Source organism: Collinsella sp. OM04-5 (assembly GCF_003439125.1).
Lineage (GTDB): Bacteria > Actinomycetota > Coriobacteriia > Coriobacteriales > Coriobacteriaceae > Collinsella.
In genome coordinates this window covers 1-12281 of sequence record NZ_QSUU01000002.1, presented here as the reverse complement: position 1 = coordinate 12281, position 12281 = coordinate 1, and the positions used below count along the sequence as shown (strand labels likewise).

The 12281-nt window shown below is 58.0% G+C and carries 7 protein-coding genes and 1 pseudogene; 6 read left to right on the top strand and 2 right to left on the bottom strand.

The genetic code is table 11. The features are described 5' to 3' along the window. Positions 1–109: 109 nt before the first annotated feature. The 4 genes and pseudogenes from DXB53_RS01210 to DXB53_RS01195 form a co-directional block, all read left to right on the top strand. Complete coding sequence (locus tag DXB53_RS01210; protein ID WP_117583013.1) at positions 110–613, top strand: flavin reductase family protein; 504 nt, start codon at positions 110–112, stop codon at positions 611–613. Between the two features lie 89 nt (positions 614–702). Further along, complete coding sequence (locus tag DXB53_RS01205) at positions 703–846, top strand: rubredoxin-like domain-containing protein (RefSeq protein WP_055251878.1); 144 nt, start codon at positions 703–705, stop codon at positions 844–846. A gap of 714 nt (positions 847–1560) precedes the next feature. After that, the gene (locus DXB53_RS01200) at positions 1561–2010 is read left to right on the top strand and encodes a pyridoxamine 5'-phosphate oxidase family protein (protein WP_369831531.1); all 450 of its coding nucleotides are present in this window, start codon (positions 1561–1563) and stop codon (positions 2008–2010) included. Positions 2011–2175: 165 nt separating this feature from the next. Next, positions 2176–3177 (top strand): annotated as a pseudogene (locus DXB53_RS01195) (DUF4368 domain-containing protein); the annotation flags it as partial. 167 nt (positions 3178–3344) lie between these two features. Here DXB53_RS01195 and DXB53_RS01190 read toward each other — a convergent pair. Together DXB53_RS01190 and gpmA are read right to left on the bottom strand one after the other, a co-directional pair. After that, a complete protein-coding gene (locus DXB53_RS01190; protein WP_089572217.1) occupies positions 3345–4601 on the bottom strand; it encodes an Nramp family divalent metal transporter in 1257 nt (418 codons plus the stop codon). Positions 4602–4676: 75 nt separating this feature from the next. Further along, complete coding sequence (gene gpmA / locus DXB53_RS01185) at positions 4677–5423, bottom strand: 2,3-diphosphoglycerate-dependent phosphoglycerate mutase (RefSeq protein ID WP_192934668.1); 747 nt, start codon at positions 5421–5423, stop codon at positions 4677–4679. A gap of 561 nt (positions 5424–5984) precedes the next feature. Between gpmA and gltB the strand changes: the two genes are divergently transcribed. Together gltB and DXB53_RS01175 are read left to right on the top strand one after the other, a co-directional pair. Then, on the top strand, positions 5985–10682 hold the full coding sequence (gene gltB / locus DXB53_RS01180) for a glutamate synthase large subunit (protein ID WP_117583011.1): 4698 nt from the start codon (positions 5985–5987) through the stop codon (positions 10680–10682). A 5-nt stretch (positions 10683–10687) separates the two neighbouring features. Beyond that, entirely contained in the window at positions 10688–12169 is a 1482-nt protein-coding gene (locus tag DXB53_RS01175) for a glutamate synthase subunit beta (RefSeq protein ID WP_117583010.1), read from the top strand. The last annotated feature ends 112 nt before the right edge of the window (positions 12170–12281 follow it).

Here is a 12281-nt window from a genome sequence, read left to right as displayed (position 1 = left end):
TTGCTGTTTTGACACATATATCTCAAAGGCGGCGTCCGTTATGGGCGTCGCCTTTTTTGTGGGTACATACATCCATGAGGTTCCAATCCGGGTTAGGGGAGTGATCGTTATGGACAAAACTGCGTTCTTTACCATGCCGAGCGGTCTGTACGTGGTGAGCGCCGCGGCAGACGGGCTGCGCGCCGGCTGCGTCATCAACACGGCGGTGCAGGTGACGTCCGCACCGCCGCGCATTTCGGTTGCCGTGAACAAGGACAACGTCACCTCGGGCGTTATCGCATCTGCCAAAGCGTTCGCGCTGACCGTGATCGATCAGACCGCCGACATGCTCTACATCGGTAACTATGGGTTCCGCACCAGCAGCGATTATGACAAGTTTGCCAAATACGAGACCCGCGAGACGGCTCTGGGCATGCCCTATGTGCCCGAGCACGCGGCGGCCCTGTTTAGCTGCCGTTTGATCGACACTGTGGATGTGGGCACGCATCTGCTGTTTATCGGCGAGGTCGAGGACGCCGAGCGCCTGAGCGACGAGACGCCGTTGACCTACGACTACTACCATAAGGTCCTGAAGGGCAAGACGCCTCCGAAGGCGTCCTCGTATCAAGGCTAGAAATGTTTTAAAAACACTTGCATTATATTATTGAGAACATATACTAATAAGCGAAGTACATCACCAGTCACGTTCGAGAGGAGAACATCATGGCTGAGGAGAAGAAGACGTATAAGTTCGTGTGCGTCGTTTGCGGTTACGAGGTTGAGGTCGATACGCCCGAGCTGCCCGAGGATTATGTGTGTCCGGTGTGCGGCGTCGGTCCCGATCAGTTTGAGCTCGTCGAGGAGTAGCTCGCAGACACACGGCGAAAGCCGAACATAGCTCTGTCCAAGGGCCCCGGTCGAATTCTCGGCCGGGGCCCTTTTCCTCCGTCGCCAAGGGATCACGGTTGCTGTTGACCGATCCTGTCTGTTGTGAGTCCGGCCGACCGTTTGTCTCAATCTGTAACATCTAGCAGTGAAAACGGTGTTTCCCAAACAAAAAGATATTAAGAAACAGCCCATGTTTACCTGCTTGCAAACAAAAGAATATTGCTACTAGACTAAGAGATACTACATAAGTGTGTTGGTATCTCTTTTTTGTTGCCGTGAAACAGCAGACTATTTCATTTCTGCTTGATTACCTTAAAACTTATTAGTCTATGGTTTGTCAAGGGCTTGTTGCGTGAGAAATGCTGAATATCACCCTTTACAAAACATAGGCTGATAAGTAACTTTTCAAAAGCAGAAAAGAAATGGCAATGCTTATAACAATATGATATAATGCAGATGAAGACAAAAAAGGAATTTTCTATTGTTTTTTGAGGTGTTATTTATTATGATAGATAATGTTAATATAGAATAAAAACTGCCAACGGGTAGTGAATGCGTAAAGCATTTGTTTGTACATCGTTAGGTCTTTGAAGATGTGCATTCAAATGCTTTTTCTTTTATAACATTAAAAGGAGAAGAACCATGTTTAGAGAAATGAGAAGATTTAAGCAGTTATTGCCATAAGAAACCGCTATAGAAATTTTGAACAGAAATACAAGCGGAACTTTAGCGTTAATCGGAGATAATGATTATCCATACGCCGTTCCTATAAGCTATGTTTATATAGATGGAAAACTGTATTTCCATTCTGCTAAAAGCGGACACAAAATTGATGCAATTATTAAACATGAAAAAGCATCTTTTTGCGTAATTGATCAAGATCATATTGTGCCGGAGAAATATACTACATATTTCAGAAGCGTCATTGCGTTCGGTAAAGTACATCTTGTAGAAGATATGAATGAAATGCGTCGTATTGCAACCTTGCTTTTTATGAAATATTCAGCAGATTACAAAGATGGAATTCCTAAAGAAATTGATTCTTCTATCAGAAACATGGCAATCATTGAAATGACAATTGAACACCTGACTGGTAAAGAAGCAATTGACCTGGTTAAAATGAAAAAAGTTGATAAAGAATAAGCACTGCCACCGGGTAGTAGATGCGTAAAGCATTCGACTGTACATCGTTAGGTCTTTGAAGATGTATATTCGGATGCTTATTTTTTTGGAGGTTATTATGAAAGAGTTTAAGGACTATTTTTCAAAAAGTGAAATTGTTTTGTGGAGTTCTTCTGTAATGGTTATGTACTGCGAGAAGAAAAAGTTCCGACAGCGTCTTGGCTGAATTTTACAAGGTATGGTACTTTTGCACATATCTTTGAGGGAAAGCCCGACAGCAAGCGTTATGAATGGACGATTGCTCATGTTAAGGCAATTTTAAAAAGTGAAGTCTATATCGGCAACAGCGTTCATAATCGACAGTCAACTATTTCTTTCAAAAGCAAGAAGAAAGTACGAAAACCCGAAAGTGAATGGTTTCGAGTAGAAAACACGCATGAGCCGATTATTGACAAAGAAGTATTCTATCGTGTGCAGGAACAGATAAAATCAAGGCGTAGACAGACAAAGGAAAAAGCAACGCCGATATTTGCAGGGCTTGTCAAGTGTGCGGATTGTGGCTGGTCTATGCGGTTTGCGACAAATAAGGCAAATAAAACGCCTTACAGTTATTATGCTTGCAGTTACTACGGACAGTTTGGAAAAGGTACTTGTTCTATGCACTATATCCGTTATGATGTGTTGTATCAAGCAGTATTGGAACGATTGCAATATTGGACTAAGGCAGTACAGCAGGACGAAGAAAAGGTGGTGAATAAGATACAAAAGGCTGGCAATGCAGAGCGAATACGGGCAAAGAAGAAAAAGGCAAGTGCTTTGAAGAAAGCCGAGAACCGACAAAATGAGATTGACCGCTTGTTTGCGAAAATGTATGAAGATAGAGCCTGTGAGAAGATAACGGAACGAAACTTCATCATGCTGTCGGGGAAATATCAAAAGGAGCAGATAGAACTGGAACAGCAGATAACCAACCTAAGAGAAGAATTAAGTAAAATGGAACAGGATATGATAGGTGCTGAAAAGTGGATTGAGTTAATCAAGGAGTATTCCGTACCAAAGGAACTGACAGCACCGTTATTAAATGCAATGATAGAAAAAATCCTTATTCACGAAGCAACAACGAATGAGGACAATGAAAGAATACAGGAAATAGAGATATACTACCGATTTATTGGAAAAGTAGACTGATAAATAGGGTTCATATCTTTAACTAAGGGAAACTGGGGTCTACGTGTTACAGATTGAGACAAACGGAGCTGTCCCTCGGAATGATCTCGATCTGTAACATCTAGACATTAAAAGCGGGTCTAGATGTTACAGATCGAGACGTTTGACTGGGTAAGTGCCCCGCCCCATTACATCCCTGTCAACAACACGATATCGAGAATCGTCACGATGGCACCGATCCCTACAAGCAGCGTGTTGAGCGGGCGCGAATTGGCGTATTTGCCCATGACGCGGCGTGAACTGGTGAGTCGTATGAGCACAAAGACCGTAATCGGCAGCTGAAGCGACAGCAGTGCCTGACTCCAGATGAGACCTTCAAAGGGATTTGGAACGACCAGGCACGCCGCCACTGCTCCGGCGAAACAGGCCGCCACCCCGACCGAGGAATGTCGGTCGTGGATGTCGTATTCCTCGTCGAACATGCCCGCAGTGATGGTTCCCGCCGCCATGCCCGCTGTCACGCTGCTCGAGAGGCCCGCAAACAGTAGCGCCACGGCAAAGATGGTCGCGCTTGCCGGGCCCAGAATGGGGGAGAGCGTGGCCGCTGCGACGGCGAGGTCGTCTACGACAATGCCGTGCGCAAAGAAGGTCGTTGCGGCCAGGATGACCATTGCCGAGTTGATTGCCCAGCCCACGCCCATCGAAAAGAGCGTGTCGAAGAGCTCGTAGCGCAGGCGTTCTTCGATAACTTGCTCGCCTTGGCCTTCGAAGTGCATGGATTGGATGACCTCGGAGTGCAGAAAAAGGTTGTGGGGCATAACGACCGCACCCAGGACACTCACGATAATCGCGGCAGAGCCAGTGGGCATACTGGGCGTGATCCAGCTTGCGGCGGCCTGCGGCCAGTCGACCTTGACCAGCGCAAGCTCGGCCAAAAACGAGAGTCCTACCACGCCGACGAAGGCGATGATCCATCGCTCGGCGCGCTTGTAGGAGCTCGTCATGAGCATCGCCATCGATACTGCCGCCACGATGACGCAGCCCGCGCGCACGGGCAGCCCAAAGAGCATTTGAAGGGCAATCGCGCCGCCCAGGACTTCGGCCATGGCGGTGGCGATGGTCGCGAGATAGGCGCTGCCGAGCACCGCGCGTCCCACGATGCGGGGGAGAAAGCGGGTCGTGGCCTCGGCAAGACAGGCGCCCGTGGCGATACCCAAGTGTGCCGCGTTGTGCTGCAGCACAATGAGCATAATCGTGGACAGCGTGACGATCCACAGCAGCGCGTAGCCAAACTGCGAGCCCGCGGCCATGTTGGAGGCCCAGTTGCCCGGGTCGATAAAGCCGACGGTTACGAGCAGTCCGGGGCCGATGTGCCGCGCAATGTCGAGCCCGCCATGACCGCCAGTGCGCGGGGAGCCAAAGTGTTGTTTGAGATGGTTGAGCATGGTGCGCTCCTGTGTATGGGCGGCGTGACGTCGCATCTGGGCCGTGCGGCGCCACGCGTCGGTTTTGGGTTGGGGCTACTTGTGTGCTTTGCCCTGATTGGCCACGGCGTCGATCTTGGCGGCGATGGTCGCCGGGTCGCCGATGTAGCGCTTGTCGAGGACGTTGAAATCGGTGTCGAAGGTGTAGACGAGCGGCACGCCGGTGGGGATGTTGACCTTGAGGATCTCCTCGGGCGTGAGGTGCTCGAGCTTCATGACGAGTGAGCGCAGGGAGTTGCCGTGTGCGGCGATGAGTACGCGCTTGCCGGCGAGCATCTGGGGGCGGATCTCGTCTTCGAAATAAGGCCAGGCGCGGGCGATCGTGTCCTTGAGGCACTCGGTATAGGGCAGCTGATCGGGCGCGACATCACGGTATTGCTCCTGGGTGTGGGGATCGCGCGCGTCGTCCGGTTCGAGTGCCGGCGGGCAGACATCGAAGGAGCGGCGCCAGATGAGCACCTGCTCGTCGCCGTGCTCCGCTGCGGCATCGGCCTTGTTGAGACCCTGCAACGCTCCGTAGTGGCGCTCGTTGAGCTTCCAGGATTTGATGACGGGCAACCACTCGCGATCCATTTGGCCGAGCACGATGTCGAGGGTGTGAATTGCGCGCTTGAGACGCGAGGTGTAGCAGACGTCGAAGTCGAAGCCCGCTTCTTTGAGGGCTCGACCGCCTGCTGCGGCTTCTTCGCGGCCCGTGTCGGTGAGTTCTACGTCGGTCCAGCCGGTGAACAGGTTGAGTTTGTTCCACTCGGATTCTCCGTGACGGATAAGGACAAGTTGCATTGTCTGTCGGTCTGCTCGGTGCGCCATAGGGGCCTCCTTGATCTGGCACGGTGTGCGTGCCGTTTGCTTGACGCCGCAAAGGATACCCGTTTTAGGCTAAAAAGTTAACCAAGACTAACAAAATTGTTGTATTTGAATGGGATGGTGAAAGGGGGCTGCCGAAATGTCTCGATCTGTAACAACTAGGGATGGAAATTGGGCCTAGCTGTTACAGATCGAGACAGGAAGAAATGGTCCTATGGAAAATCTCGATTTGTAACAGCTGACCGCCAAAACCGGCCTTTCGTGTTACAGATCGAGACAAACCAAAACCGTCCTGCAGAAAATCTCAATCCGTAACATCTAGGGGCCAAAATCGGCTCCTCCTGTTACAGATTGAGATGTTTGAAGCGGTGAACTTACAAGCTGAACTTGGGGACTGACGTACACGTTTGATGGCAAGACGTTGATGGCCGGCGTGCGTTACGCGATTGTTTCGAAACGGGCGGGAAACACAGCGGGCCGGCGATGCTCCTAGTATGCCTATTCAACTGACTGACTAATATCTAGGGGAGGATCGCGATGCAGGCAGATTCCGCTCAGCAGCAGGGCCTTTATCGCCCCGAATTCGACCACGATGCATGTGGCATCGGCGCGCTTGCCGATATCAACGGTGAGCGCCATCACCAGATTCTGGACGACGCGCTGTCCATTCTGGTCAACTTGGAGCACCGCGGCGGCACGGGACTCGAGAAGAACACCGGCGATGGCGCTGGCATCCTGTTCCAGGTTCCGCATCACTTTTTTCGTAAAGAGGCTCAAAAGTGCGGCCAGATTCTGCCGGCAGAGGGCGACTATGGCGTGGCCATGCTGTTCTTTCCGCAGGACGACAAGGGCGTAGAGGATGCCCGCCGCGTGTTTGAGGAGGGCTGTGCCGAGGCCGGCGTGCCGCTGCTCTTTTGGCGCGAGGTGCCGGTCGATCCGCACGACCTGGGCGAGACAGCCCGCGCCTGCATGCCTACCATCTTGCAGGCCTTTCTGGGCCGTCCCGACGACACGCCGGCGGGCGACGCCTTCGAGCGCCGTCTGTACGTGTGCCGCCGCACCATCGAAAAGAAGGCCGACGCCGAGTTTGCCCTGCGCGACAAGATCTTCTATGTGTGCTCCATGAGCTCGCGCACTATCGTGTACAAGGGTATGCTCGTCGCCACACAGATGCGCCGCTTCTTCATCGACCTCAACGACGCCGCCGTCAAAACGGCTGTGGCACTCGTCCACTCGCGCTACTCCACCAACACCACGCCCAGCTGGGAGCGCGCGCACCCCAACCGCTTTATCATCCACAACGGCGAGATCAACACCCTCAAGGGCAACGTCAACTGGATCCGCGCCCGCGAACCCAACCTGTACAGCCCCGTGCTGCAGCACGATCTTGAGCGTGTGATGCCCATCATCAACCGCGAGGGCTCCGACTCCGCGATTCTGGACAATGTGCTCGAGTTCCTGGTCATGAACGGCCGTCCGCTCACGCGCGCCGCGTCCATGTTGCTGCCCGAGCCGTGGGACCATAACGACAGCCTGAGCGAGGAGCGCCGCGCCTACGACGCTTACCAGTCCATGCTCATGGAGCCGTGGGATGGTCCGGCCGCCATCGCCTTTACCGACGGTCGCACGCTGGGTGCCGCCCTCGACCGTAACGGCCTGCGTCCCGCCCGCTACTATGTGACGCGCGACGGTCGCTTTATGCTGGCGAGCGAGGTGGGCACCATCGAGGTGAGCCCCGAGAACATCCTGACGAGCGGCTGTCTGGGGCCGGGCCAGATGCTCGAGGTCGACTTTGCCCGCGGGCGCGTCATCTACAACGATGAGTTGCGCGCCCGCTATGCCAAGGAAAAGCCCTACCGTGATTGGATTGCCGAGGAGACGCTGACCGTTGACGCGCTCGATGAGCCCGTTGCGGCAACGCCCGCCGAGGACGCCGAGGTGCCCGCCGCCGTGCGTATGGCCAAGCTCGGCTACCACTGGGATGACGTCGACGAGGTCGTGCGCCCTATGGCCCAGCAGGGCAAGGCCCCGCTCGCCTCGATGGGCATCGATGCGCCGCTGGCCTGCCTGTCCAAGAAGACGCGCTCCTTCTACGACTATTTCTATCAGCTGTTTGCTCAGGTCACGAACCCGCCGATCGATGCCCTTCGTGAGCATATGGTCACCTCGACCACGCTCTACCTGGGCAACCACGGCAACCTGCTCGAGGACTCCCGCACGGCCTGCCAGCTGGTGCGCTTGGAGCGCCCGTTGCTCAACGAGGAGGAGTTCGACCGTATCTGCGCCATCGACCGCGTGGGCTTTAAGACCCGCCGTTTCCGTGCCGTGTACCGCCGCGATGCCGGCGAGGGCGCGCTGCAGGCTGCGCTTAAGCAGCTTGCAGAGGACGTCGAGGCTGCGGTCCGCGACGGCGTGAACATCGTGGTGCTGAGCGATCGCGCCGGAGCGGGCGAGGTACCCGTGCCGTCGCTGCTTGCCGTGGGCTGTGTGCACAATCACCTGATCCGCGCCGGCGTGCGTACCTTTGCCGACATCGTGGTGGAGTGCGGCGACGCCGTGTCCCCGCACGACTTTGCGGCACTGGTGGGCTACTCCGCGAGCGGCATCTATCCGTACAACGCGCATGCGTGCATCCGTGATCTGGCGGCACGCGGCGACCTGGATGTGACGGCCGAGCAGGGCATCGCCAACTACAACAAGGCTGCGACCGCCGGCATCGTCTCCATCATGTCCAAGATGGGCATCTCCACGGTGCAGAGCTACCATTCGGCGCAGATCTTCGAGGCCGTGGGCTTTACGCCCGAGTTCGTCAACGCGTACTTCGCCGGCACGGTGAGCCGTGTGGGCGGTATGGGCGTCGAGGACGTAGAGCGCGAGCAAAACGAGCGCTACGACGCCGCGCTCGCTATCCTTAAGAGCCCGGCTCCCGATCAGCTGCCCACGCTGGGTCTGACCAAGTGGCGCCCGCTCGGCGGCGAGGATCACCTCATCGATCCGCAGACTGTCTACTTGCTGCAGACCGCCTGCCGTGAGGACAGCTACGACACCTTTAAGGAGTACAGCGTCCGCCTGCACCGCACCGGCCGTGCCGTTCGCCTGCGCGACTTGCTCGACTTTAATGCCAACGGTCGCACTCCGGTGGCACTCGACGAGGTCGAGCCCGCGCTCAACATCGTCCGCCGCTTTAACACCGGCGCCATGTCGTACGGCTCCATCAGCAAGGAAGCCCACGAGTGCATGGCCATCGCCATGAACCGCCTGCACGGCCGTTCCAACTCGGGCGAGGGCGGTGAGGATCCGCGTCGCGAGACCCCGCTGGCTAACGGTGACTCCAAGAACTCCGCGATCAAGCAGGTGGCAAGTGCGCGCTTTGGCGTGACGAGCCGCTACCTGTGCAGCGCCTTCGAGATTCAGATCAAGATGGCCCAGGGCGCCAAGCCCGGCGAGGGCGGCCATCTGCCCGGCAAGAAGGTCTACCCCTGGATTGCCGAGGTCCGTCAGTCCACGCCCGGCATCGGCCTGATCTCGCCTCCGCCGCACCACGACATCTACTCCATTGAGGACCTGGCGGAGCTTATCTTCGATCTTAAGAACGCCAACCCCGGCGCGCGCGTGTCGGTCAAGCTGGTCAGCGAGGCCGGCGTCGGCACCATCGCCACCGGTGTGGCCAAGGGCGCTGCCGACAAGATCTTGATCAGCGGCCACAATGGCGGCTCGGGTGCCGCTGCTCGCGATTCGATCTGGCACGCGGGTCTGCCGCTGGAGCTCGGTCTTGCCGAGGCCCAGCAGACGCTGCTGCAAAACGGCCTGCGCTCGCGCGTAGTGCTCGAGGCCGACGGCAAGCTCATGGACGGCACCGATGTCGCCGTCGCCTGCCTGCTGGGTGCCGAGGAGTTTGGCTTTGCGACCATGCCGCTCATCTCCATGGGTTGCCTCATGCAGCGCGACTGCCAGCAGGATACCTGCCCCGCCGGCATCGCTACGCAAAACTGCCGCCTGCGTCGCGGCTTCCGCGGCAAGCCCGAGCACGTTGAGCACTTTATGCTCTTTGTTGCCGAGCAACTGCGCGAGGTCATGGCGAGCCTGGGCTTCCGCACCGTCGACGAGATGGTCGGCCATCCCGAGTGCTTGCGCCAGATTGAGGTCCCGGGCAACCGTAAGGCCAACCTGCTCGATCTGTCGCCCGTGCTGGCGAGCGCGACCTGCGAGTTCGGTGCCCATATCCCGGGTGCCGACGGTCGCCACTTCCTGCCGCAGATGGCTGCCGACAGCGAGCTCGACAAGACGCTCGACTCCACGTTGTTCGTGCCCTATACGGCCGATGCCCGTGCGCACCTGCGTCCGATTCGCTTCCATGCCGACATCGCCAACGTCAACCGTTGCGTGGGCACCATCCTGGGTAACGCGGTGACCAAGGCACATCCCGAGGGCCTGCCCGCCGGCTCCATCACCATCGATTGCGATGGATCGGCCGGTCAGAGCTTTGGCGCCTTCCTGCCGCGCGGCATTACGCTCAACGTGTGCGGCGACGCCAACGACTACTTTGGCAAGGGCCTTTCGGGCGGCGAGGTATTGGTGCGTCCCAACCCGCATGCGACCTACAAGTTCGACGAAAACATCATCGTGGGCAATGTTGCGTTCTTTGGCGCTACGAGCGGCCGCGGCTTCATTAACGGTCTGGCCGGCCAGCGCTTTGGCGTACGCAACTCCGGTGCCACCGTGGTGGTCGAGGGCTGCGGCAACCATGGCTGCGAGTACATGACGGGCGGCCTGGCGCTTATCCTGGGCGAGGTCGGGCAGAACTTCGCTGCCGGCATGACAGGTGGCGTGGCCTATGTCTTTGACCAGTACGGCACGCTCGATGCCCGCGTGAACCACGAGAGCGTCGAGCTCAAGGCCCCGACGGCCGGCGAGCTGGCGCAGATTCGCGAGCTCATCCAGGAGCACGTGGACACGACGCAGAGCCCGCGCGGCATCAAGCTGCTCTACAGCTTTGAGACGATGAGCAAGTACTTTGTGAAGGTCATTCCGACCGAGTACGAGCGTGTGCTGGCGATTGTCGCTGCGAGCGAGGCTGCCGGCAAGACACATGCGCAGGCCGAGGAGCTGGCGTTTGACATTGTGACCGGTCGCGCGAGCGCCGCGGATGTCGCTCGCTTCGATGTGGCGGGTGGTGTCGCTGGTGCTGTGCCCGCCGCCGCCAGCTCTGTTGCTTCGACCAAGAAGGAGGCGTAAGTGCCATGGGTAAGCCCGGTGCTTTTCTTGATATCGATCGCGTGACCCACGAGCTTCGCCCCGTGGAGGAGCGCAGTCATGATTTTGATCCCCTGTATGTGGAGCTCGATGACGACGCACGTCGCGCCCAGGCGAGCCGCTGCATGATGTGCGGCGTGGCGTTTTGCCAGATGGGCGCGAGCTTTGGCAAGGCGCGCCCGAGCGGCTGCCCGCTGCACAACTTGATTCCCGAGTGGAACGAGCTGGTGTACCGCGGCCGCTGGAATGAGGCTGCCGAGCGCCTGTCGCTCACCTCGCCCATGCCCGAGTTCACGAGCCGCGTGTGCCCGGCGCTGTGCGAGGCCGCGTGCAACCTGGGTTCGGTCGACGGCCAGCCCACTACGATCCATGACAACGAGCGTGCGATCAGCGACCATGAGTGGGCAAACGGTGGCCCGCGCCGCTTTGAGCCGGCGGGGGAGGGCGCACCCACGGTTGCCGTGGTGGGCTCCGGTCCTGCTGGTCTGGTGGCGGCATGGGAGCTTGCGCGTCGTGGCGCCCGCGTGACGGTGTTTGAGCGCGACGACCGCGCGGGCGGTCTGCTCATGTACGGCATTCCCAACATGAAGCTCGAGAAGTCTGTGGTCGAGCGTCGCGTGGCGCTCATGCGCGAGCTGGGTATTGTGTTCGAGCTGGGCGCCGACGTGAGCGATCCCAAGGTTACCGCCAGGCTCGACGACTTTGACGCCGTCGTGGTGGCTGCCGGCGCCCGTGCTCCGCGTGGGCTTTCGGCTGCGAACATTGATGCACCGGGCGTGGTGTATGCCGTGGACTACCTGACGGCTTCGACCGTCTCGGTGCTCGATGGCGGCAAGCCCGCGGTGAACGCGCGCGGCCTGGACGTCGTGGTCATTGGCGGTGGCGATACTGGAAACGACTGCGTGGGTACCGCCGTGCGTCAGGGCGCGCGCAGCGTGCGCCAGTTTGAGTTCTTGCCGGCTGCGCCCGATAAGCGCGCGGCGAGCAACCCCTGGCCGCAGTGGCCCAACGTGAAGAAGACCGACTACGGCCAGCAGGAGGCTATCGCTGCGATGGGTGGTGAGATGCGTGCCTGGGGCGTGGATACGCTCGAGGTGCTGCTGGACAAGAAGGGTGCGGCCGCGGGCCTGCGCGTGGTCGATCTGGACTGGTCGGCGGGAAAGCCCGAGCGCATCGCGGGCTCCGAGCACGAGGTGCCGGCGCAGCTGGTGCTCATCGCCTGCGGCTTTACGGGTCCCGAGCATGGCGTGTTCGATGCGGTGAGCGTGCCTGTTGCCACCGCCGGTCGTCCGCTGCCGGTGATGGCTGCTGAGGGCTCGCATCTCGCGGCTCGCGCGGAGGGTGTCGCCGCGGATGCCGCGCCGGTGTATGTGGCGGGTGATGCCCGCAACGGCAGCTCGCTCGTGGTGAACGCCATGGCCGACGCCCTGGCCTGCGCTGCCGAAGTCGCCGACGCGCTGGAGCTGTAAAGTAGTCACGGAGATATTCAACAATCGAATCGGCAAGGGCTGTTCCTAACTGCCGGCACAGACGATATGAGCAGGACATAAAACATTGAGAGCCCCTGCTGCATGAAAGACC